Below are 23,583 nucleotides of genomic sequence, written 5' to 3'. Positions count from 1 at the left end.
CCCCGCAGCGACGGAAGGACCCGAACCCCCGTGACCTCGCTACGCATACGGACCGTCGTCCTCGGCATGGCCCTGCTGGCCGGCCTGTCCGCCCCCACGACGACGGCCGGCGCCGCCGGTACCGTCCCCTCCCCCACCGCCGAGGAGCAGCGGCTCACCAGGGCCGTACCGCAGGAGATCCTCGCGCGCTCCGGATTCGACGGGGTGGCACCGGAGTTCACCCGGGAGCTGACCAGCGCCCATTCCTACGCGCAGGCCCGCCGCATCGTCGTACGCGAGGGCTCGGCGCTGTGGCGGCGGGCCGTGGACCGGGCGCAGGGGCGCGGTCCGACGGAATCAGAACGGCGCGAAGCGCTTCCTTGGAAGGGCGGTGGTGGGCGACGGGCGGGCCTGAGCCGGGACGACGACCGGCCGCTGTACTGGGCACGGCTGGGCATGACCCGGGAAGTCCGCACCTGGCAGCCGGAGTTCATCCTCACCGAGACCCAGCGCTCCGCACTGCTCGACCGGTTGGAGCGCACCTCGCGCGGCCAGACCGACATCCGCTGCACCGGGCAGCCGCACCTCAGGCGCGTCCTGCTCACCGGCTTCGACCCCTTCACCCTCGACCGGGACATCCGCATCTCCAACCCGTCCGGGGCGAGCGCGCTGGCGCTGGACGGTACGGTGATCGAGACGGCCGAGGGTCCGGCCCGGGTGGAGACGGCCGTGTTCCCCGTGCGCTGGGCCGACTTCGCCGGGGGCACTGTGGAGCGGACCCTGCGGCCCTGCCTGCCGAAGGTCGACCTGTTCACGACCGTGAGCCAGGGCCGCGTCGGGCGCTTCGACATCGAGCGCACCAACGGGGCCTGGCGGGGCGGCTTCCCCGACAACGACAACGTCTCCCGCACCGAGACCGTCCCGGTCGCCGACCCGGCAACGCAGCCGCAATGGACGACGACGACACTGCCGTACGCCGCCATCACGGCCGCCGGCACGGGCCGGTTCCCGGTGTACGACCACACGGAGGTGACCGAGATCCCGGCGGGAGGCACCGAGGCCGTCGTACGGCCGGACGGTCCGACCTCCGGCTCGACGGCGCGTGCGGGAGGCGGCGGCGACTACCTCTCCAACGAGATCGCCTACCGCGCGACCCTGCTCCGGGACCGCCTGGGCCTGCACGACACCCTGCCGGGCGGCCATGTGCACACCCCGGTCCTGCAGTTCGGCACCGGGAACACCGACCCCGCGACGGGTACGGTCACCGACACCGAGTTCGTACGCAACCGGCTGGACATCATCGCGCAGGTGCGGTCGATCGTGACCGTGGCGGCGGAGGCCACCTTCAGGAGGTGACCTGCTCGTCGTCGTCCGCGGTCTCCTCCTCGTCGGCGCTCTCCTCGCCCAGCAGCTCACGGGCGAGGAGGGTGGCTCCCGCGACCGCTCCCGGCATCAGGAACACGGCGACGAACGGAACCAGGAACGCCAGGCCGAGCGGCGTACCGAAACCCCAGACCAGGGTCTTGCGGGAGCGGAGCAGGGCGAGGCGGGCGCGGAGTTCGACACCGCGGCGCTGGAGGGCCACGCCGGTCAGCTCCTCGGTGAGGAAGAAGCCGGTGACGAAGAAGCCGATGACCGGGACGACCGTCTGGCCCACCACGGGCAGGAAGCCGAGGGCGAAGAGCAGCACGCCCCACAGCAGGGCCCGGGCCAGGATCCGCAGACTGTCGCGGGCCGAGAACCACAGCTCGCGCCAGAGCGGCAGGCCCGACTCGGGTGCGGTGCCGTCGGGCGAGACGTCCTCGTCGACCTTCTCGGAGAGGTTCTCGTAGAAGGGCTGTCCGACCAGCAGGGTGACGGCCGTGAAGGTGAGGACGGCCAGCAGCAGGCCGAGGGCGAAGAGGACGGCCGTGAGGAAGCCGCGGAACAGTCCCTGCCAGGGGCCCGACCAGTCGTCCGCGAACGGTGTCGCCCAGGCGACCCCGTCCTCGCCCCACACCCCGAGCGCGACCAGTGTCGCCGCGTACAGGACCAGCGTGATCAGGCCGGGCAGCAGGCCGAAGCCGTACTGCTTGCCGTGCCGGCCGACCCATCGCTGGCCCTTGACCAGGTAGCCGAATCCCACCCCAAGATCGCGCATGGCGAAGACTTTACCCGGCCTCAGGTGTCGAGCATCCGGCGCAGCAGGTCACGCAGCGACCGCCGTTCGTCGGCGCTGAGCCCGGCCAGCGGTTCACGGGCGAACTGAAGGCCGTCGCGCAGGTCACGGGCCACCCGCAGGCCCTCGTCGGTGGCCACGGCCAGCTTCACCCGCCGGTCGGCGGGGTCGGGGCGGCGCTCGACCAGACCGCGGGACTCCAGGCGATCCACGATCCCGGTGACGTTGGACGGCTCGCACTTCAGCTTCTGCGCCAGCTTCCGCATCGGCAGCGGGTCGAGCGACAGCAGGCTGAGCAGCTTCGCCTGTGCGCCGGTCAGCGCGTGTCCGGCGGCGGCCTCCTCGTAATCCGCGTGGTAGCGGCCCACCACCTCGCCGATCAGCTCGACGACCTCCACGGTCAGTTCGTCCGGACGGGTCTTCTGTGGTGCGGCCATGCCCTCAGGATACCGCGTTTACTTGACATCATGAAATATTCAGTTGCACTGTTGTTTCAGGTACTGAAGTAAATCGAAAGGTCCTGTGATGATCAACCGCGAGTGGCACCTGCTCAGCCGTCCGGTCGGCTGGCCCGAGCCCGAGGACTTCGCCCTCGTCGAGACGCCCGTACCGACGCCGGGCGAGGGCCAGGTGCTGGTACGCAACAAGTACCTCTCCGTGGACCCGTACATGCGCGGCCGAATGAGTGCCGCCAAGTCGTACGCCGCCCCGTTCGAGCTGGGCAAGGTCATGCAGGGCGGTGCGGTCGGCGAGGTGGTGGCCTCCAACGCCGAGGGCATCGAGGTCGGCGACCACCTCCTGCACTTCTTCGGCTGGCGCGAGTACGCGGTGCTGGGCGCCCAGCACGGCGGGGTCAAGGTCGACCCCGAGGCCGCACCCCTGTCGACGTACCTCGGCGTCCTCGGCATGACCGGCCTGACCGCGTACGCCGGCCTGCTGCGCACCGCCTCCTTCAAGGAGGGCGACGTCGTGTTCGTGTCCGGCGCCGCGGGTGCCGTGGGCAGCCAGGTCGGACAGATCGCCAAGCTCAAGGGCGCCTCGCGGGTCATCGGCTCGGCCGGCTCGGACGAGAAGGTCAAGCTGCTGGTGGAGGAGTACGGCTTCGACGCCGCCTTCAACTACAAGAACGGCCCGGTGGGCGAGCAGCTGCGCGAGGCCGCCCCCGACGGCATCGACGTCTACTTCGACAACGTCGGCGGCGACCACCTGGAGGCGGCCATCGGCTCGCTGAACCAGGGCGGCCGGATCGCGATCTGCGGCATGATCTCGGTCTACAACAACACCGAGCCCGCCCCCGGCCCGCGCAACCTCGCCCGTCTCATCCAGACCCGGGGCCGCATGGAGGGCTTCCTGGTCGGCGACCACTACGACCTGCAGCCGCAGTTCGTCCAGGAGGTCGGCCCCTGGGTCGCCTCGGGCGCGCTCAAGTACCGCGAGACGGTCGTCGAGGGCATCGAGAACAACCTGGAGGCGTTCCTCGGGGTCCTGCGCGGTGACAACACCGGCAAGATGATCGTCAAGCTCTGACCCCTGGCCTGACCTTTCCGGCATGCGGTAACTTCTTTCCGGAATCCGCCGTCGATCGTGGGCGCGAGTCGCGGCGGACCGAGGAGGAAGACAACCGCATGCCCATCCAGCAGTCAGACGTCCTGTACACCGCCGTCGCCACCGCGGAGAACGGCCGCGACGGCCGCGTCGCCACCGACGACGGCAGGCTCGACGTCGTCGTGAACCCGCCCAAGGAGATGGGCGGCAACGGCGCCGGCACCAACCCCGAGCAGCTGTTCGCCGCCGGGTACAGCGCCTGCTTCCAGGGCGCGCTCGGCGTCGTCGCCCGGCAGGAGGGCGCCGACATCTCCGGCTCGACCGTCACCGCGAAGGTCGGGATCGGCAAGAACGACGAGGGCTTCGGGATCATCGTGGAGATCTCCGCGAACATCCCGAACGTCGACGAGACCGCTGCGCGGGAGCTGATCGAGAAGGCTCACCAGGTGTGCCCCTACTCGAAGGCGACCCGCGGCAACATCACCGTGACGCTGGCCTGAGAACCGTCGTTGCGCACCACGGCAGCCGCACCCTTGGACGTGGGGTGCGGCTGCCGGCAGGTGAGCGTCCGCCGGGTGCGGTGAGACTTCGGGTGCGGCCGGTGCGTGGCCGGTCGCGCAGTTCCCCGCGCCTCTCAGGATGTCAGCGCCGCCCGGTGCACCGCCGCCACCAGCCCTTCGTTCTCCGGTGCCGCTCCGCCCGGAAAGGCGAACCGGCGCCGCGTGTAGCCGTAGGCCAGGCCGCTGCGCGGGTCCGCGAAGGCCTGGGAACCGGCCGCGCCGCTGTGGCCGATCGTGCCCGCGCCCAGGAACAGGTGCCAGGCGTCGGACGTGGCCTGGAAGCCGAGGCCGAACACCCGGTGCCCTCGGGTCACCAAGTCGTACCCGACGGAGTGCGGCCGGCCGAACTCCGCGACCGTGTCCTCCTTCAGCAGCGGCGCCTTGCCGTCGATCTCACCGATCGCCGCCGCGTACATGCCGGCCAGACCGCGGGCAGAGGCCACACCGCCCACCGAGGCCGGACCCTTGGCACGCACACCGCGCTCGTTCGGCAGGGAGGCCAGGTCGGTCGGCTCGGGCGTGTGCCGGTTGAAGGCGATCGAGGCGAGGGTGTGCGGGCCGTCCGGCAGCGCGTCCAGCGCCGCCTGCTGGCCGGGGGTCGGCAGCATCGGCTGGACCGTGCGGAAGCGTGGCTCGCGCGAGGCGGGCAGGCCGAGGTGGAAGTCCAGGACGTAGGGGGCGCGGACCCGCTCCTCGTACAGCTCCTGGATCGTACGGCCCGTCGCACGCCGGACGACCTCGCCGGTCAGCGCGCCGATCACCAGGGCGTGGTAGCCGAAGGCCGAGCCAGGCCGCCAGAACGGCCGCTGGTCGGCGAGGCGTTCGGCCAGCGCCCGGTCGTCGGCCAGCTCCGCCGTGCTGAACCCGGTGTCGGTGCCGACCAGGCCGGCGCGGTGCGCGAGCAGGTCGCGCAGGGTCAGCGCACCCTTGCCCTCGACGCCGAACTCCGGCCAGTAGTAGGTGACCTTGCGGTCCAGCTCCAGTGTGCCGTCCTGTACCAGCAGGGCCACGATGAGATGGGCGGCTCCCTTGGTGGACGAGAACACGCCGTACAGCGAGTCCGCGTCGGCGCCCTCGCCCACCCACAGGTCGACGACCCGCCGGCCGTGGACGTAGGCGCACAACTGCCCCTCGTAGTCGTCCCGTTCCTCGGCGACGAAGGATGCGAACTCCTCGCGCACCGCTTCGAAGCCCTCGGCGACCGTGCCGTGCACGGTGGTCCCCTGCGTCATCCGCTCTCCTCGAACCGAGCCGCTGCTCGCCGCTCCCTCTGTGCACAACGCCCGTTCCGTCGCCGGGCGTTCCCAGGGTCGTGTACGGCGAGAGACACCTGTCCGACTCAACCGCCACGAGGCCGGGTCGGTGCCACCCGTGCCCCGGACGGCCGAGGGCACGGGGTGGTACAGGGAACGAGGGCACAGTCAGCGGTACGGCGCGGCGCGAAGCGGCCTGCCCGTGTGCCTACGTGCACCACCACAGGAACCGGTTGCACGTCTTCGTCGGTGACGGCTGCGGTGTCGGGTCCGATGTCGGCGGGGCGGCCGTCGGCGTGGACGCCGGCTGGGACGTGGCCGGGGCGGCCGGGGCCGAGGCCGGATTGCCCGCGCCCGCGGTGGCCGAATGTTCCGCCTTGTCCGTGGCGGACGGGGACTTGGAGTCCTTGTCCTTCGGGGACCTGGAGGCGGAGGCCGAGGCCGAGGGGTCCGGGGAGGAGCCGTCCCCGGTACCCGGGGCGCCCGAGGCGTCGTCCAGGGGGGACGCCGTCACGCCCGGGGACGCGGAGGAGCTGCCGCCGTCCGTGGAGGCGTCCCCGGACGCGGCCGGCTTGTCGCTGGAGAAGGGGGCGTCCATGCCGAGCTCGGCGATGCTGAGGCCGCCGGCCGCCAGCACGAAGCCCGCGGCGATCAGCACGGTACGGCGCCGGCGCCGCCGGTGCGCGGCGGCCTTGCGGTCCCGGCGGCTGGCGTCGCCGGCACCGGGGCCGCTGCCGGACTCCCCGCCACCCGTGGCTCCACCACGGCCCCGGCCGCGCGACTGACGCCGGGCGGCGCGGCCTCCGCGCTCGGACTCGGACTCGTCCTGCCTCAGGTGCTCGTCCGGCCCCAGGTGCTCGTCCTGCGGGTCGTACTCCTCCGAACCCCTCGGCTCGCCCTGTTCACCGGGACCAGCAGGGTCGCCGTAGCGTTCACCGGGACCCGCAGGGGTGCCGTACCGTTCGCCGGCGCCCGTCGCGTCGCCGTAGCCGCCGTACGTCGCGGAGGGGGCGTACCCCTCGGAGTGGACGTAGCCGCCGTAAGCCGGCGCCCCACCCGCACCCGCGTACGCGTGCGCGGCCGGTGTCTCCGGGGACGCGACTCGCGCCGGAGCGCCGCACCCAGGGCAGGCCAGGGCGCCGTTGAGGTGCCGTTGGCACGGGTGGCAGAAGTCCATGACGCCGGAAGACTAGATTCCCCGCCGGTCACGTTCCTAGGCGCCGCTGTGAAGGTTTCGTGCGGGACCGAAAATGTTCTCGAAATCCTTGTCGAAACCGTTACCCGTTCGACCCATTGACACCCCCGCCGACCCATCCTTACTGTCACGCCAGCATTTCGAACGTGTGACGAAATATCGAACAGCTGAGGGGCAACTGCCGTGCGCATCACCGGAATCAGCACACACGTGGTCGGGACGCCGTGGCGCAACCTGACCTACGTCCAGGTGCACACCGACGAGGGGATCACGGGAGTCGGCGAGACCCGGATGCTCGGACGCACCGACGCGCTGCTCGGCTACCTGCGGGAGGCCGAGGCCAACCACGTTCTCGGATCCGACCCCTTCGCCGTCGAGGACCTCGTACGCCGTATGAAGTACGGCGACTACGGGCGCGCCGGCGAGATCGTGATGTCCGGGATCGCGGTCGTCGAGATGGCGTGCTGGGACATCAAGGGCAAGGCCCTCGGTGTTCCGGTGTGGCAGCTGCTGGGCGGCAAGGTGACGGACCGGGTCAAGGCGTACGCCAACGGGTGGTACACGACCGAGCGAACGCCGGAGGCTTATCACAAGGCCGCCCAGGGGGTGATCGAGCGCGGCTACCGGGCCCTGAAGATCGATCCCTTCGGCACCGGACACTTCGAACTGGACCACGAGCAGACCCTGTACGCCGTCTCCCTCATCGAGGCCGTGCGCGACGCCATCGGTCCGGACACCGAGCTGATGCTGGAGATGCACGGCCGCTTCTCCCCCGCCACCGCCGTCCGGCTCGCCCGCGAGCTGGCCCCCTTCGAGCCGGCCTGGCTGGAGGAGCCCTGCCCGCCGGAGAACCTGAAGGCGCTGGAGAAGGTCGCCGCCAAGGTGGACATCCCGGTCGCCACCGGCGAGCGCATCCACGACCGGATCGAGTTCCGCGAGCTGTTCGAGAGCCAGTCGGCGGACATCCTCCAGCCCGACGTCGGCCATATCGGCGGTATCTGGGAGACACGGAAGCTCGCCGCCACCGCCGAGGCTCACTACATGCTGGTCGCCCCGCACAACGTGGGCGGGTCCGTGCTGACAGCCGCGTCGCTGCAGGTCGGCTTCACCTCCCCGAACTTCAAGATCCTCGAGCACTTCAACGACTTCGCGGACGCGGAGATCAAGAAGGTGGTCAAGGGGGCGCCGGAGGTCGTGGACGGCTACTTCCACCTCTCCGGCAAGCCCGGTCTCGGTGTCGAGCTGGACACCGACGCGGCCGCCGAGTTCCCGCAGCAGCAGGCCCGGTTCGACCTGTGGGCCGAGGGCTGGGAGCAGCGCAGGCCGAAGGGCGCGAAGTGAGTTCCCAGGTCCTGATCGAGGCACCGGGCACCCACCGGGTCGAGGAGCACACGCCCAGGGATCCCGGTCCCGGCGAGGCGCTGGTCGCCGTGCACGCGGTCGGCATCTGCGGCAGCGACCGCGAGGTGTTCCAGGGCAACCGGCCCGAAGGGTACGTGCGTTACCCGCTCACGCCCGGCCACGAGTGGTCGGGGACCGTGCGCTCGGTGGGCACGGGCGCACCGGAGAGTCTCGTCGGCCGCAAGGTCGTCGGCGAGGGCTTCCGCAACTGCCAGGTGTGCGACCGCTGTCACGCGGGCGAGACCACGCTGTGCACGGCCGGGTACGAGGAGACCGGGTTCACCCGGCCGGGTGCCATGGCCGCCACGCTCACCCTGCCCGCCCGGCTGCTGCACCCGCTGCCGGACGACGCCGACCTCACCGCCGCCGCCCTGCTGGAGCCGGCCGCGTGCATCGCGGCCGCCGCACTGAAGGCGCACGCCCTGCCGGGCGAGCGGGTCGCGGTGGTCGGGACGGGGACGCTCGGGATGTTCGCCGTGCAGTTCCTGAAGGCGGTCTCACCGGCGGAGCTGCTCGTCGTGGGCACCCGGAACGACCGGGAGGCGCTCTCCCGGCGGTTCGGGGCGAGCGACTTCCGCCTCAGGGACGCCGAAGGTCCGGCGCTGCCCGACGACTTCGACGTCGTGATCGAGACCGCCGGGTCCGCGTCCGCCGCGCGCACCGCCGCCTCGCTGCTCAGGCGCGGCGGACGGCTGGTGCTGACCGGCATCCCGGCGCCGGGCGCGGACGGGCTCGACCCGACCGATCTCGTCGTACGGCAGCTGGAGGTGCACACGGTCTTCGGGGCACCCCCCAAGGCCTGGGCGCACACCGTGCGGATGTTCGGCGCCGGGCTGCTGGACCCGCTGCCACTGGTCACCCACGAGCTGCCGCTGACCGAGTTCCCGCACGCCATCGAGCTGGTGGGGGCCGGGGATCCGAAGGTGGGCAAGGTGCTGCTCCGCCCCTGACCGTGCGCCGGCCGGGGCGTGACCTGACGGCGCCCCGACCGGCGTACCACCAAGGACTTATCCATACCCAGGGACGCGAACCTTGTCCGAAATACCGAACACTAAGGACAGCTTGTGACCGACGCTTCCGCCCCGGCAGCCCGCAGGCCCGGCGAGCAGGTGCTCGCCGCACTCGGCCTCGGCGCACCCGCCCTCGACCCCGCCGACGCCTCCGCCCACAGCTTCCCGGGCGGCGGCCGCTGGCGCACCGAGATCCCCTCGTGCGAGGGGCCCGAGGCGCTGGCGGTCGTGCTCAAGGAGGCCTCACGCCTCGATGTGCCGATCCACCGGATCAGCCAGGGCAGCGGCGTGTGGATGCTCACCGACGCCGAGATCACCGAGATGGTCGACGCGACCGGCGGGCGTGACATCGAGCTGTGCCTGTTCACCGGCCCGCGCGGCACGTGGGACACCGGCGGCTCGGTGCGCTCGGACTCGCGCGGGGCGGGACTGCGCGCCCGCGGCCACGACGCCGTCGCCGGCTGTGTCGAAGACGCCGTACGGGCCACCGAACTGGGCGTCCAGTGCCTGCTGGTCGCCGACGAGGGCGTGCTGTGGACCCTGCACCGGGCGCGCGCGGCCGGGATCATCCCGGCCGGCACCACGCTGAAGGTCTCGGCGCTCATCGGCCCCGTCAACCCGACGTCGTACGCCGTCTACGAGCGGCTCGGCGCCGACTCGATCAACGTGCCCAGCGATCTGACGCTGGATCACCTCACGGAGATCCGCCGGGTGTCCGGCGCCCCCATGGACATGTACATCGAGGCCCCCGACGACCTCGGCGGCTATGTCCGGATGTACGAGGTCGCCGAGCTGATCAGGCGCGGCGCACCCCTCTACCTGAAGTTCGGCCTGTCCAAGGCTCCCGGCATCTACCCGTGGGGCACCCATCTGCGGGACGTGACCCTGGACACCGCCCGGGAGCGGGTGCGGCGCGGCCGACTCGCCCTGGACCTGCTCGCCCGGCACGGCGCGGACGACGGCATGGCGCCGCTCGGCTCCCGGCTGCCCGGCCCGCTCCACCGCTTCCCCGGCAACGCGTGACCCCGCTCAACGACGAGACGAACAAGGACTGATCACATGCGCAACCGCAGAGCCGCTCTCACCGCCATAGCCGGCGCCGCCTCGCTCGCCCTCACCCTGTCCGCATGCGGCCAGAGCGGCAGCGGCGGCAGCAAGGAGGACAAGGGCAGTGCCAAGGGCGGCACCATCGGCATCGCGATGCCGACCAAGTCCTCCGAGCGCTGGATCTCCGACGGCAAGAACGTGGTCAAGGACCTGGAGGCCAAGGGCTACAAGACCAAGCTGGTCTACGGCGAGGACGACCCGGACACCCAGGTCTCCCAGATCGAGAACCTGATCACCCAGGGCGTCAAGGGCCTGATCGTCGCCGCGATCGACAACAAGTCGCTGAACAACGTGCTCCAGGAGGCGGCGGACGCCGGCATCCCCGTCATCTCCTACGACCGCCTCATCCTCGGCACCAAGAACGTCGACTACTACGCGTCCTTCGACAACGAGAAGGTCGGCCGGCTGCAGGGCACGTACATCGTGCAGAAGCTGGGCCTGGACAGCGGCGCGAAGGGCCCGTTCAACATCGAGCTGTTCGCCGGCTCCAACGACGACAACAACACCCGGTACTTCTTCAACGGCGCGATGAGCGTGCTGAAGCCGTACATCGACAAGAAGCAGCTGGTCGTCCGCTCCGGCCAGACCGACCTCAACAAGGTCACCACCCTGCGCTGGGACGGCGCCACCGCGCAGAAGCGCATGGACGACATCCTGACCTCGTCCTACCAGTCGCAGAAGGTCGACGCGGTCCTGTCGCCGTACGACGGCATCTCCATCGGCATCCTGTCCTCGCTGAAGTCGGACGGCTACGGCTCGGGGAGCAAGCCGCTGCCGGTCGTCACCGGCCAGGACGCCGAGCTGGCCTCGGTGAAGTCGATCATCGCCGGTCAGCAGACGCAGACGGTCTACAAGGACCTCCGCAAGCTCGCCGAGGTCGCCTCGACCATGGTCGACGACGTCCTCAACAACAAGAAGCCCGAGGTCAACGACACCAAGTCGTACGACAACGGCACCAAGGTCGTCCCCTCCTACCTGCTGCAGCCGGTGAGTGTCGACAAGACCAACTACCGGCAGGTCCTGATCGACGGCGGCTACTACACCGAGTCCGAGCTGAAGTAACCCGCCCTGATTCCTACGGATTGGAAGGCACGACCATGGCGGGACCCGTCCTGGAAATGCGCTCGATCGTCAAGACCTTTCCCGGAGTCAAGGCGCTCTCGGACGTCACCCTGACCGTCCGGCGGGGCGAGGTCCACGCCATCTGCGGGGAGAACGGCGCCGGCAAGTCCACCCTGATGAAGGTGCTCTCCGGCGTCCACCCGTACGGCAGTTACGAGGGGGACATCCTCTTCGAGTCGGAGCCCTGCCGGTTCAGGGACATCCGGGCGAGCGAGCAGCACGGCATCGTCATCATCCATCAGGAGCTGGCGCTGGTGCCGTACCTCTCCGTCGCGGAGAACCTGTTCCTCGGCAACGAGCACGCCCGGCGCGGGCTCATCGACTGGAACGAGACCCTCGGACACGCCACCGAACTGCTGCGCCGGGTCGGTCTCGACGAGCACCCGGAGACCCGCGTCGCCGACATCGGCGTGGGCAAGCAGCAGCTCGTGGAGATCGCCAAGGCGCTGTCGAAGCAGGTGAAGCTGCTGATCCTGGACGAGCCGACGGCGGCCCTCAACGACGAGGACAGCGGCAAACTCCTCGATCTGATTCTGGAGTTGAAGGACCAGGGCATCACCTCGATCATCATCTCCCACAAGCTGAACGAGATCCGCCGGGTCGCCGACTCGGTGACGATCATCCGGGACGGCCGGTCCATCGAGACCCTCGACGTCAAGGCGCCGGAGACGACCGAGGAGCGGATCATCGCCGGCATGGTCGGCCGCGACCTCGACCACCGCTTCCCCGAGCGCACCCCGCACCGGCCCGAGGAGGGCGCGGCCCCCGCGCTGGAGATCCGCAACTGGACCGTGCACCACCCGATCGACCAGCAGCGCAAGGTCGTGGACGACGTCTCGATCGAGGTGCGTCGCGGGGAGATCGTCGGCATCGCGGGCCTGATGGGCGCCGGCCGCACCGAACTCGCGATGAGCGTCTTCGGCCGCTCCTACGGCCGCTACGCGGGCGGCACGGTCCTGAAGGACGGCACGGAGATCCGGACGAAGTCCGTCGCCGAGGCGGTCCGGCACGGCATCGCCTATGTCACCGAGGACCGCAAGCACTACGGCCTCAACCTCATCGACACCATCAGCCGCAACATCTCGCTGACCGCGCTGGACAAAGTGGCCAGGCGGGGTGTCGTGGACGAGCACGAGGAACGGCAGGTCGCCGAGGGCTTCCGCACGTCCATGAACATCAAGGCGCCGACCGTCTTCGAGCCGGTGGGCAAGCTGTCGGGCGGCAACCAGCAGAAGGTCGTCCTCAGCAAGTGGATCTTCGCCGGCCCCGACGTGCTGATCCTGGACGAGCCCACGCGCGGCATCGACGTGGGCGCCAAGTACGAGATCTACACGGTCATCGACCAACTCGCCGCCCAGGGCAAGGCGGTCGTCTTCATCTCCTCCGAGCTGCCCGAACTGCTCGGCATGTGCGACCGCATCTACACGATGGCCGCGGGCCGGCTGACCGGTGAGGTGCCGCGGGCCGAGGCCACGCAGGAAGTGCTGATGCGCCATATGACAAAGGACAAAGAGGTAACGCGATGAGCACGGATGTGACCGCCAAGAGCCCGGCCCCCGCGCCGCCGGGCAAGAGCGGATCGGCCGCCGAGGGGGGAGTGCTCCAGCTGATGCTGGACGGCCTGCGCCGCAACATGCGCCAGTACGGCATGCTGATCGCGCTCGGCCTGATCGTGGTCCTCTTCGCGATCTGGACCGACGGGGACCTGCTGCTGCCGCACAACGTCTCCAACCTGGTGCTGCAGAACGCCTACGTCCTGATCCTCGCGATCGGCATGATGCTGGTGATCATCGCCGGGCACATCGACCTCTCGGTCGGCTCGCTGACCGCGTTCGTGGGCGCGTTCGCGGCCGTGCTGACGGTGCAGCACAGTGTGCCCTGGCCGATCGCCGTGGTGCTGTGCCTGCTGGTGGGCGCGGCGGCGGGCGCGGCACAGGGGTTCTTCATCGCGTATCTCGGCATACCGTCGTTCATCGTCACCCTCGCCGGGATGCTGATCTTCCGCGGATTCACGGAGATCCTGCTCAAGGGCCAGACCCTCGGCCCCTTCCCAGGCGGCCTGCAGAAGATGTTCACCGGCTTCCTGCCCGAGGTCGGCCCGAACACCAACTACCACAACCTCACGCTGCTCCTCGGCCTCGTCCTGATCGCCGCCGTGGTGTGGCAGGAGGTGCGGGACCGCCGCCGGCAGCAGGAGTTCGCCCTGGACGTCCTGCCCACCCGGCTCTTCCTGCTCAAGCTGGTCGCCCTGGTCGCCGCGGTCCTCACCCTCACGCTGCTGCTCGCCAGCTACAAGGGCGCCCCGATCGTGCTGATCATCCTCGGCGCACTGGTGGTCGGCTACGGCTACATGATGCGCAACGCGGTGTTCGGCCGCCACGTCTACGCGATCGGCGGCAACCTGCCGGCGGCCAAGCTGTCCGGCGTCAAGGACAAGAAGGTCACCTTCTACGTCTTCCTGAACATGGGCGCGCTCGCGGCCCTGGCGGGCCTGGCGATCGCCTCCCGCCTCAACGCGGCCTCGCCGAAGGCCGGCCTGAACTACGAACTCGAGGCGATCGCCTCGTCATTCATCGGTGGCGCGTCCATGAGCGGCGGTGTCGGCACCGTCCTCGGCGCGATCATCGGCGGCCTCGTCCTCGGTGTGCTGAACAACGGCATGAACCTCCTCAGCGTCGGCACCGACTGGCAGCAGGTCATCAAGGGCTTCGCCCTGCTGTTGGCCGTCGGATTCGACGTGTGGAACAAGCGCAAGTCCGGTTCGTAAGTCAGATCGGGCCCCACAGGAAAGCCGGTGGGGCCCCTCCTTTGTGCAGGAGCCGCACATGGAACTGAACAGACGTACGGTCATCGCAGGAGCCGCGGCCGCAGGTGTCGCCGCCACCACCCTCGGCACGGGCAACGCCCAGGCCGCTACCGGTTCGGCCCCGGGAAGGAAGCCGGTGAAAGAACCCTTCGGCAAGCTCGCCGACGGCACGAAGATCTACCGCTGGTCGCTGGAGAACGGCGGCACCCGGCTGAAGGTCCTCAACTGGGGCGGCGTCGTCCAGAGCCTGGAGATCCCCGACCGCCACGGCCACTGCGCCAACGTCTCGCTGGGCTTCGACGACATCGACGACTACGTGGCGAAGACGCCGTACTTCGGCGCCCTGATCGGCCGCTACGGCAACCGCATCGGCAAGGGCCGGTTCACCCTGGACGGCAAGACCCACCAGCTGTCCGTCAACGACGGCGTGAACAGCCTGCACGGCGGCACCAAGGGCTTCGACAAGCACATGTGGGACGTGGAGCCGTTCACCGAGGGCACCGACGTCGGGCTGCACCTGCACTACACCAGCGTCGACGGCGAGATGGGCTACCCGGGCACGCTCAGGACGAAGGTGACGTACACCCTCGACCGGCACGGCGCATGGCGCATCGACTACGAGGCCACCACCGACCGAGCCACCGTCGTCAATCTCACCAGCCACGTCTACTGGAACCTGGCCGGCGAGGGCAGCGGCACGATCGAGGACCACGAACTCCGCATCGCCGCCTCCCGCTACACCCCCACCGACCCGGGTCTGATCCCCACCGGCGAACTGGCCCGGGTCGCCGGCACCCCCTTCGACTTCCGCAAGGCCAAGCCGATCGGCCGGGACATCCGGGCCGGCCACGAGCAGCAGGTGCAGGCCAAGGGCTACGACCACAACTGGGCCCTGGACAAGGGCCTCACCGCGGGGCCCGAGCACATCGCCACGCTCCGCGACCCGCGTTCCGGCCGCACCCTGAAGATCGCCACCGACCAGCCGGGCCTGCAGTTCTACTCCGGCAACTTCCTCGACGGCACCCTGACCGGCACCGGCGGCCGCACCTACCGCCAGGTCGACGCGCTGTGCCTGGAGACCCAGCACTTCCCGGACTCGCCGAACCACGCCGACTTCCCGTCACCGTGCTCCGGCCGGGGCAGACCTACCGGACGACGACGATCCACTCCTTCGACGCCTGAGATCACCCTCGTTCACCCGGGGAGTGAACTGGCTCACGTGTCCCGCGAGTTGAACACCACCTCCGTCGCCTCCGTATTCATGGGTGGCCCGTGCTCCCCCGCACGGGCCACCCTTCGACGGAGGTCCCCTTGCCTGACAACGTCACCTCGTTGTTCCGCAACACCGCCGCGCACAGCCCTTCGATGGCGGCGCTGACGCGGGAGAGCGACGGGTCGGGCCCGGTGGACTTCTGCATCCCGTGCAACCCCTACTTCCCCACCCCCGCCATGTTCGAGGAGATGGGGGCGCGGCTGCGCGAGATCATCACGTACTACCCGAGCAGCGCCGACACCATCACGGCCGAGCTGTGCAGCCTGCTGCAGCTGCCGCCGCAGTGCGTGGCCATGGGCAACGGCTCGACAGAACTGATCACCTGGATCGACCATCTCCTGGTCCGCGAGTCCCTGGCGATCCCCGTCCCCACCTTCGGCCGCTGGACCGACCAGCCGATGGAGACCGGCAAGCGGGTCGACATGTTCCCGCTCCAGGAGGCGAACGGCTTCGCGCTGGACCTGGCCCAGTACGCGGACTTCATCCGGGCCCGGGGCACCCGGGTGGCCGTCATCTGCAACCCGAACAACCCCGACGGCGGTTATCTGCGCAAGCAGACGGTGGTGCAGTTCATGGACGCGATGACCGATCTGGACCTGGTGGTCGTGGACGAGTCGTTCCTGGAGTTCGCCGACGCGGAGGCCGCTCCGAGCGTCGTCCAGGAGGCGATGCTCCGCCCCAACGTGGTCGTGCTCCGCAGCCTCGGCAAGAATTTCGGCCTGCACGGCATACGCTTCGGCTATCTGGTGGCGAACCCGGCCCTGGCGGGCCGCGTCCGCTCGATGCTCCCGAAATGGAACCTCAACTCCTTCGCCGAGCACGTGGTGTTCATGCTGAAGGAACACGGCGCCGAGTACGCGCAGAGCCTGATGCAGGTACGCCGTGACCGCCTGGAGATGGCCAGCCAGCTCTCGGCCCTGCCCGGCCTGACCGTCTACCCCTCCCAGGGCAACTTCCTCTTCGTGCGCCTTCCCGTGGGGGCCGAGGGCACGGTGGTCCGGGACCGGATGCTCACCGAGCACCGGATCCTGGTCCGCGAGTGCGGCAACAAGATCGGCTCCTCCAGCCGCTTCCTGAGACTCGTGGTGCGCCCCCAGGTCGACGTGCGTCGCCTGGTGTCCGGCCTGGAGCAGGTGCTCTACGGGTCCAGGAGGGGAGCCGCCGTACCCGAGCTGGGCACAGGGACCAGCTACAGCTCGGGTACGGCGGCCGTGGACCGGCTGATGAGCGAGACCAACGGGTCCGGCATGCGGCTGACCGCACAGGCCGCCGCGGCCGCCCCCACCCCGGGGCTCGCCACCGCCCCGGCCGTCGGCACCGGCATGCCGCTCCCCGCCGCCGTACCGCCGACCGGCGGCGGGATGCCGATGCCGGCGGCAGCCCAGGCGATACCGATACAGCAGCCGGTGGCGCTGGTACCGATGCAGCAGCCGATCGCTCCGGCCCCCGTGCCGGCACCGGCGCCCGCACCGGCGCCCTTCCCAGCACCGGCGCCCTTCCCGGAACCCGTACCGGTACCGGTACCCGCCCCGGTCCCCGTGGCACCCGCCCCGGTCCCGGTCGCTCCTGCCCCTGCACCCGTCCTCCCAGCACCCGTCCCCCTCCCGGCTCCCGCCGCCGCGCTCGGCCCCACCCCGCCGGGCGTCCCGGCCCGCGGGGGCCTCACGGCCGCGCAGGTACGCGGCATGACCGCCCCCGGCGCCCCGGTGACGGGCCTCACCCCGGCCCCGGCGACCGGCTGGCCCAACGCACAGAGCTGGCCGAACGCGGCGGGGATGGGGCAGGCGGGCTGAGCCGGCGGGTGTGCGCCGCGCGCACGGCGCGTGTGCCCCCGGTCCATGCCTTCGGTCGGTTTCGGGCGGCGATCCTCCCCTGCACCCGCCGTCACCTGCTGTGCTGAACTTGTTTTCCCTCCTGGCTCGCCCGCTCATCGGAGGTTGGGTCCATGGCGTTGAAGTCGCTGGAAGTGGTGCAGTTCGCGTAGACCGGGGTGTCAGGGCACGACGCGGTAATGCGGCGTCGGACGATGCTCGTCGAGCAGGTGGAAGGCGATGCAACCGTGCCCGCGCCGCCCGGCACTACCGGCGCCACCGCCCCGACGCCCCGGACAGTTCCGGGACGCGGGCGTGAGCACCGGCCGGGCGACGCGGTCACACGCCGGACCCGGCTACTTCGGCGGGCACTGCTGCCATGCCAGGTGGTACACGGTGCTGATGTCCCCGTCGGTCGAGTCCATCGTCATGAAGCTCACCTTGCCGGGTGCCGAGCTGCCCGCGGCCACCCGCAGCTCGGTGTTGATGTTGAAGTTGCGCAGGACTCCGCAGGGGGCCCAGACCAGTTGGGCCCAGTCGGTGCTGTCGGTGGCCTGCCAGTCGTCGTTGTAGGGGCCGTTGAAGGGGTGGGTCTTCTGCGCGGTGTTCGGGGAGCCCTGGAAGTAGTACGACGCCTTCTGCGTGCTGGTCGCGCCCGGCTGGAGCGAGAGGAAGCCCCGGTAGTCCGCGCTGGCGATCGCGTAGGTGAAGCCCTGCGGGACGTGTACGACCAGGTTGAGCTGACAGTTCTTGCGGAAGGCCGTGGGGTCGGAGTTGCCGCCGACCTGGGCCAGGTAGTTGCTGTAGGTCACCGTGAAGGCGGTGTTGTCCGGGGAGACGGCCACGGCGGCCGTGCCCTGCGGACAGCCCGAGCCGTTCACCGTGGCGACGTCGATGACGATCTTGTCCGGGGGCGGGTCGTCGAAGACGGGGGAGGACGTCGAAGCGGGTAGCGCGGTGGTGAGGAGAGCGGCCAAGGCGCCGCTCAGGAGGAGTCCACCAGCCATGGTTTCTCCAGGTTGTCGAGTGGGGGGTTGGCCCTCCGGCCCGTCCGTTCAACATTGAAGAAACTGTGTGGAACCTGTGAAGACGGGGGAGGCGAGGGAATCGTAGGAAGCCCTGCTCCCGCCCGGGAGGGTGAACTCCGGCCATTCACAGCGGGCCGTTCACAGGCGCACCCAGGGGCGGCACCCGGCACGCTCCGCCACCCCGCGCTCCCCTGCGGATGAACGCACCGTAGACTCCCGGCGAATACACAGGAAATCCACAATAGGGGGAGGCTTAAGTGCGACGGGCACTGTCGATTCTTTTTTCCGTCGTGGCACTGGCCATGGGGTTGTCACTCCTGCATGCGGCGCCCGCTCAGGCGGCGACGATATCCGCGGACGCGGAAAACGTCGCCAAATCCGCCGGTGAGCGCTACGCGTTGAGATCCGAGGCCAACAACCTTTATGTCTCAGTCGATCCGGACAACAACGGACGAATGACGGCGACGGCTTCGAGTGTCGGCCTGTGGGAGCAATTCACACTGCACACCAATCACGCCGGGAAGAACATCGGACTACGTTCCGCGGTGACCGGTTTCTTCGCGACGACCGAGCGGAACGCGACCGGCAACTACGAGGGCATGATGCAGGCCCGAGGCGGCGTCATCGGGAGTTGGCAGCAGTTCGTCGTCGAATCCCACGAGTCCGAGGGGCCGATGCAGATCGCGCTGCAGTCGGTGGACAGCGGCCTGTACATCAGCGTCGAACACGCCTCCGAGGGCGACGACAAGGACATGCTCAGGGCCCGGTCGGCGTCCGTCGGCAAGTGGGAACGGTTCACTCTGGTACCGCTGGGCCAGCAGGGCACGATCGCAGGCAGCCCGGCTCCCGCCACCGTTCCCAAGTCCGACCTGAGCGTCATGACCTGGAATGTCTGCGCCAACAACAACAAGCACTGCTGGGACGAGAACCTGGCCGGCCAGGCGCAGGTGAAGGCGGAGATCATCGACCGGCTGGCGCAGCCGGGGAGCGACCCTGAGGTCCTGCCCGACGTGATCTTCTTCCAGGAATTCTGCGAGAAGCACGCGAAGCCGGTGGAAGAGGCATTGGAGACGCGCACCCACCGCCAGTGGGACGTGCGTTTCGCACCCACCACCTACAACCTGGGAGAGCTCGGCCAGTCGGTCCTCGGTCAGTACGGTGTGAAGGCCCAGAAGGAATGCGCGATGGCGGACGGGCTCGACCGAGGGGCATTCGGCGTCGCGTTGGCCGTACCGGCTTCGAACACGTACTACAAGGGATACACCCTTGAGTCTCCCGCTTCGTTCGTGGACAAGAACGATGGCAACAAGACGAAGAAGGCCGAGCAGCGCCCGGCGCTCTGCGCGGACCTGCCCGAGCGCGCACTGCACGTGTGCACGTCCCACTTCAGCGCCGGCTTGGGCTACGAGGACGGGGACGGGACGTTCCGGAAGAAGCAGGCCGCTGAGCTCATGGGCATCGCCAAGCAGGCGCCCGCGGGTTACCGGCCCGTGTTCGGCGGCGACCTGAACTCGGTGGGCCCGGACTCGACCGGCGACGACGGCGGCAATCGCACAATCCTGGAGGGCACGTACGCGTCGTACCGTGAGTGCGCCCAGCTCGATGACCTGAACCGTCCCCGCACCGGCACGTCAACAGCCGTCGCCGACGCGGCGGGCAACCCGACGCAGAAGATCGACCACATCTTCGCCCCGCGGAACGCTCCGTTCAGCACGTGCAAGGTTTCCACCACCCACGGCTCCTCGGACCACTGGACGCTGTACGGGACGATTTCCGTGCCGGCCGGCTGACCACTGCTGCCCCCTCTCGTCCCGGAGGGGGCAGCGGACTTCTAGGGGTTCTCCCACGCCGCCGGCTCCGCCGCCAGCGCCCGTACCGGTTCGGGCAGCGCGTCCGCCGCGAGGTCGGCGATCGTGACGCCCTCCAGGATCCGGCGGACGTTGGCGCGCAGGGCGATCCACAGGGGCAGCAGGGGCTGGGCAGTGCCCGTGTAGGACAGGCCGGTCGGGCGTTCGCCGCGCACGGAGACGATCGGGCCGTCCACCGCCCGGATGACGTCCGCCACAGTGATCGCGGCCGCGGTACGGGCCAGCCGGTAGCCGCCGCCCCCGCCACGCCGGCTCTCGACGATCCCGGCGCGCCGGAGGTCGCCCAGGATGCCTTCCAGGAACTTGTGGGGAATATCCTGTACAGCAGCGATTTCCTCTGCCTTCACCGGGCCGTTACCCTGCCGTACGGCCAGCTCCAGTACCGCCCGTACCGCGTAATCCGCCCGCGCCGAGATCCTCATGGGTCCATTGTGGGGCGTATCTCCATGGACAATGGCCGCACCCGCGCCCCGTAAGACCGCCCGGGAGGAACCCTTGGCGCTCAGCAGACGTACCTTCAGTGCCCTCGCCGGCTCGTCCGCGCTCGGCTTCGCCCTGGGCGGCAGCGGCGGCCCGGGGGCCTCCTCGGCGTACGCTGCGCGCAGTGTGCCGACCGGCCCGTCGCCCGCACCGCCGCGCCCGGACGGGGAGCCTCACACGATCGGGTACGACCGCTACTCCCTGCTGGTCGACGGCAGGCGGCTGGTCGTGTGGTCCGGCGAGATGCATCCCTTCCGGCTGCCCAGCCCCTCCCTGTGGCGGGACGTCCTGCAGAAGATGCGCGCGCACGGCTACAACGCCGTGAGCATCTACGTGTCGTGGAACTACCACTCCCCCGCGCCCGGGCACTACGACTTCTCCGGCATCCGGGACCTAGACCTCTTCCTGCGCATGGCCGCCGAGACCGGTCTGTACGTCATCCTGCGGCCCGGCCCGTACATCAACGCCGAGATCGACGGCGGTGGCTTCCCGGGCTGGCTGACGGCGACGAAGGGGACGGCCCGCACCGCCGACCCGACCTATCTCTCGTACGTCGACGAGTGGCTGACGCAGGTGAACCGGATCGTCCGCCGGCATCTGTTCACCCGGGGCACGGGAACGGTCCTGCTCTACCAGATCGAGAACGAGTACGACGCCCACGTCAAGGAACCGGCCGGCCGGGACTACATGTCCCACCTGTACAAGAAGGTGCGGTCGGACGGCATCGACGTCCCGCTCTTCCACAACGACAAGGGCCGCAACGGCCACTGGGTCCCGGGATCGTTCGACACCGGCGGGGAGTCGGGCGGCTGGCTGTACGGGTTCGACGGGTATCCGTCGCCGTCCGAGGTGCCGCCGGACTGGGGCACCTTCGGGCGCGGCGGACCGACCGGCGGGTCCACCGCCTCGCCGCGGACGCCCGGCTTCGTGCCCGAGTTCGGGGGTGGCTGGTTCGACCCGTGGGGCGGGTCCTGGTTCGACGGCAAGGGGTACGCCGAGTCGCGGCGCACCCGGGACGCGGCCTACGAACGCCGCTTCTACCTCACCAACCTCGCCAACGGCCTCACCCTGCACAACGTCTACATGACCTTCGGCGGCACCTCCTGGGGCTGGCTGCCGGCGCCGGTCGTCTACACGTCGTACGACTACGGGGCGGCGATCGACGAGGGGCGCAACGTCACCGACAAGATCGCCCCGATGCACCAGCTCGGGCATCTCCTGCAGCGCGTGCCCGACTTCGCCCGGCTGGACCGGGCGGCGGACGTGCGGGCGGCGGGGCTGAAGGTCTACCACCTGGCCAACCAGGACACGGGCACCCATGTGTACGTGGCCCGCAACGACGGCGCGGAGCCGGTCACCACCGAGCTGCCGACGGACGCCGGGAAGCTGCGGCTCACCGTGCCCGCGCGCGACGCCCGCATGCTGACCACCGGACTCCCGCTCGGCAAGCGGACGCTGAAGTACTCCACGGCGCAGCCCATGGTGTGCCTGACGGCGGGACGGCAGGAGATCGCGGTGTTCACGGGGCGCCGCGACGAGATGGCGGACCTGGTCCTGAAGTGCCCGGTCGAGCCGTACGTCACCCGGCTCGACCCGGAGGCCGCCTGGGCGTACGACAGCAACGAACTGCACGTCAACGCGCCCCTCGGGCAGGGCGGTCTGACCCGGGTGCTGGTCGACAAGGGCGAGAGCGACACCCCGCTGCTGCTGCTCTTCGCCGACGACGCCACCGCCGTGCGCATGTTCCCTTACGACACCCCGTCCGGCACCCTGCTGGTGTACGGCCCGGCGCTGCTGCGCCACGCCGAGCTGCGCGGTTCCGAGGTGCATCTGACGGGTGATGTCATCGGGGAGACCAGCGTGGAGGTGTGGGGGCCGCGCGGCATCGCGAGCCTGGTGTGGAACGGGCGGAAGGTGCCGACCCGGGTCACCATGTCCGGAAGTCTGATGACCACCGGGCTGCTGCCCTCCGTGCCCGAGGTGGCGCTGCCCCGGCTGGGCGGCTGGCGGATGCGGACGGAGAACCCGGAGGCGGGACCCAACTTCGACGACTCGTCCTGGAAGGTCGCCGACCGGACGTCCTCGCACAGCGTCACTCCGGTACCGCGGGACCAGCCGGTGCTGTTCGCCGACGACTACGGCTTCCACTACGGAGACGTCTGGTACCGGGGCACGTTCACCGGCTCCTTGGGCATCGAGGAGGTCTCGCTCGCCTACACCACCGGCACGCAGGGCCTGCTCATGGCGTGGCTGGACGGCGAGCCGCTGGGCACCCACCGGATGCCCGTGCCGGACAAGGACACCACGGTCAGGAAGGGCAGCTGGGACGCCACCGCCGTCTTCCCGGTGGGCGAGCGGCTGCGCTCGCCCGGCCGGCACGTGCTGTCGGTCCTGGTCCGGCGCATGCAGCACGACCAGGACGGCAAGGCGCTGGACACCCACAAGGTGGCCCGCGGACTCACCGCCGCCCTCTTCAAGGGGGCCACGCCGAAGGTGACGTGGCGCATCCAGGGCGAGGCGGCGCCGGATCCGGTGCGCGGGCCGCAGAACAACGGCGGCCTGTACGGGGAGCGGGAGGGCTGGCACCTGCCCGGCTTCCCCGACCGGGACTGGGAGGCGGTGACCTTCCCGCGGACCGAGCGGCGGCAGGGCGTGACCTGGTACCGGACGACGTTCCGGCTGTCCGTCCCGGCCGACATCGACGCCTCGGTCGGCCTGACCCTTCAGGACGACCCGTACCGGGCCTACCGGGCGCAGATCTTCCTCAACGGCTGGAACATGGGCCAGTACGTCAACAACGTCGGACCGCAGCACACCTTCGTCCTGCCGAACGGCATCCTGCGCACGCGGGGCACCAACACCCTGGCGCTGGCGGTCCTTTCGGAGTTCACCACGCTGTCCGGCCCCGGGAAGGCGGGCCTGACCCTGCTGGGCCGGGCGACCGGAGGAGTACCGGTGACCCAGGTTCCCTCCCCCGGCCGCTGAGC

Annotated in this window: 18 protein-coding genes and 1 pseudogene; 13 read left to right on the top strand and 6 right to left on the bottom strand. The window is 70.1% G+C overall.

Annotation, left to right across the window (positions count from 1 at the left end):
- Positions 1–30: 30 nt before the first annotated feature.
- Positions 31–1,335, top strand: coding sequence for a pyroglutamyl peptidase (locus ACIRU3_RS24640; protein ID WP_404059934.1), 1,305 nt, complete (start codon positions 31–33; stop codon positions 1,333–1,335).
- Here the strand turns inward: ACIRU3_RS24640 and ACIRU3_RS24635 are convergent.
- Positions 1,325–2,119, bottom strand: coding sequence for an EI24 domain-containing protein (locus tag ACIRU3_RS24635; protein ID WP_404059931.1), 795 nt, complete (start codon positions 2,117–2,119; stop codon positions 1,325–1,327). The genes ACIRU3_RS24640 and ACIRU3_RS24635 overlap by 11 nt on opposite strands.
- Before the next feature lie 20 nt (positions 2,120–2,139).
- Entirely contained in the window at positions 2,140–2,574 is a 435-nt protein-coding gene (locus tag ACIRU3_RS24630; protein WP_404059928.1) for a MarR family winged helix-turn-helix transcriptional regulator, read from the bottom strand.
- An 88-nt stretch (positions 2,575–2,662) separates the two neighbouring features.
- Between ACIRU3_RS24630 and ACIRU3_RS24625 the strand changes: the two genes are divergently transcribed.
- Together ACIRU3_RS24625 and ACIRU3_RS24620 are read left to right on the top strand one after the other, a co-directional pair.
- Positions 2,663–3,664 carry an NADP-dependent oxidoreductase gene (locus ACIRU3_RS24625; protein WP_404059925.1) on the top strand — a complete coding sequence of 334 codons (1,002 nt, stop codon included), beginning with the start codon at positions 2,663–2,665 and terminating at the stop codon, positions 3,662–3,664.
- A gap of 98 nt (positions 3,665–3,762) precedes the next feature.
- Positions 3,763–4,182: an organic hydroperoxide resistance protein gene (locus ACIRU3_RS24620; RefSeq protein ID WP_404059922.1), complete on the top strand. Its 420-nt coding sequence runs from the start codon at positions 3,763–3,765 to the stop codon at positions 4,180–4,182.
- A 134-nt stretch (positions 4,183–4,316) separates the two neighbouring features.
- Here the strand turns inward: ACIRU3_RS24620 and ACIRU3_RS24615 are convergent, their stop codons facing one another.
- Both ACIRU3_RS24615 and ACIRU3_RS24610 read right to left on the bottom strand, forming a co-directional pair.
- Complete coding sequence (locus ACIRU3_RS24615) at positions 4,317–5,474, bottom strand: serine hydrolase domain-containing protein (RefSeq protein WP_404059919.1); 1,158 nt, start codon at positions 5,472–5,474, stop codon at positions 4,317–4,319.
- Between the two features lie 229 nt (positions 5,475–5,703).
- On the bottom strand, positions 5,704–6,672 hold the full coding sequence (locus tag ACIRU3_RS24610) for a hypothetical protein (RefSeq protein WP_404059917.1): 969 nt from the start codon (positions 6,670–6,672) through the stop codon (positions 5,704–5,706).
- Positions 6,673–6,873: 201 nt separating this feature from the next.
- On the opposite strand from ACIRU3_RS24610, the gene ACIRU3_RS24605 reads away from it, so the two are divergent.
- From ACIRU3_RS24605 to ACIRU3_RS24570, 8 genes and pseudogenes are all read left to right on the top strand, one after another.
- A complete protein-coding gene (locus ACIRU3_RS24605; RefSeq protein ID WP_404059915.1) occupies positions 6,874–8,031 on the top strand; it encodes a mandelate racemase/muconate lactonizing enzyme family protein in 1,158 nt (385 codons plus the stop codon).
- Positions 8,028–9,041, top strand: a complete 1,014-nt coding sequence (locus ACIRU3_RS24600; RefSeq protein WP_404059913.1) for a zinc-binding dehydrogenase — start codon at positions 8,028–8,030, stop codon at positions 9,039–9,041. Before ACIRU3_RS24605 ends, ACIRU3_RS24600 begins: the two co-directional genes overlap by 4 nt.
- Positions 9,042–9,155: 114 nt before the next feature.
- Entirely contained in the window at positions 9,156–10,124 is a 969-nt protein-coding gene (locus ACIRU3_RS24595) for a hypothetical protein (RefSeq protein ID WP_404059911.1), read from the top strand.
- Between the two features lie 36 nt (positions 10,125–10,160).
- Entirely contained in the window at positions 10,161–11,270 is a 1,110-nt protein-coding gene (chvE, locus tag ACIRU3_RS24590; protein ID WP_404059909.1) for a multiple monosaccharide ABC transporter substrate-binding protein, read from the top strand.
- 35 nt (positions 11,271–11,305) lie between these two features.
- Complete coding sequence (gene mmsA / locus ACIRU3_RS24585; RefSeq protein ID WP_404059907.1) at positions 11,306–12,856, top strand: multiple monosaccharide ABC transporter ATP-binding protein; 1,551 nt, start codon at positions 11,306–11,308, stop codon at positions 12,854–12,856.
- Entirely contained in the window at positions 12,853–14,097 is a 1,245-nt protein-coding gene (gene mmsB, locus ACIRU3_RS24580) for a multiple monosaccharide ABC transporter permease (protein WP_404059904.1), read from the top strand. The genes mmsA and mmsB overlap by 4 nt, the downstream gene beginning before the upstream one ends.
- 58 nt (positions 14,098–14,155) lie before the next feature.
- Positions 14,156–15,318, top strand: a pseudogene (locus ACIRU3_RS24575) (aldose epimerase family protein).
- A 129-nt stretch (positions 15,319–15,447) separates the two neighbouring features.
- Complete coding sequence (locus ACIRU3_RS24570; protein WP_404059901.1) at positions 15,448–17,202, top strand: pyridoxal phosphate-dependent aminotransferase; 1,755 nt, start codon at positions 15,448–15,450, stop codon at positions 17,200–17,202.
- Positions 17,203–17,576: 374 nt separating this feature from the next.
- On the opposite strand, the gene ACIRU3_RS24565 is transcribed toward ACIRU3_RS24570, so the two are convergent.
- Positions 17,577–18,227, bottom strand: coding sequence for a DUF4360 domain-containing protein (locus ACIRU3_RS24565; RefSeq protein WP_404059899.1), 651 nt, complete (start codon positions 18,225–18,227; stop codon positions 17,577–17,579).
- A 476-nt stretch (positions 18,228–18,703) separates the two neighbouring features.
- Here ACIRU3_RS24565 and ACIRU3_RS24560 point away from each other — a divergent pair, with 476 nt between their 5' ends.
- Positions 18,704–20,038, top strand: coding sequence for an endonuclease/exonuclease/phosphatase family protein (locus ACIRU3_RS24560; protein WP_404059896.1), 1,335 nt, complete (start codon positions 18,704–18,706; stop codon positions 20,036–20,038).
- Positions 20,039–20,079: 41 nt separating this feature from the next.
- Here the strand turns inward: ACIRU3_RS24560 and ACIRU3_RS24555 are convergent, their stop codons facing one another.
- Positions 20,080–20,538 carry an RrF2 family transcriptional regulator gene (locus tag ACIRU3_RS24555; RefSeq protein ID WP_404059893.1) on the bottom strand — a complete coding sequence of 153 codons (459 nt, stop codon included), beginning with the start codon at positions 20,536–20,538 and terminating at the stop codon, positions 20,080–20,082.
- 73 nt (positions 20,539–20,611) lie between these two features.
- Between ACIRU3_RS24555 and ACIRU3_RS24550 the strand changes: the two genes are divergently transcribed.
- Entirely contained in the window at positions 20,612–23,581 is a 2,970-nt protein-coding gene (locus ACIRU3_RS24550) for a beta-galactosidase (RefSeq protein ID WP_404059889.1), read from the top strand.
- Positions 23,582–23,583 lie beyond the last annotated feature (2 nt).

The sequence above is a fragment of the Streptomyces sp. NPDC101151 genome (assembly GCF_044768335.1).
In the GTDB taxonomy this organism is placed as follows: Bacteria; Actinomycetota; Actinomycetes; order Streptomycetales; family Streptomycetaceae; genus Streptomyces.
This window is presented reverse-complemented; position numbering and strand designations above follow the sequence as displayed.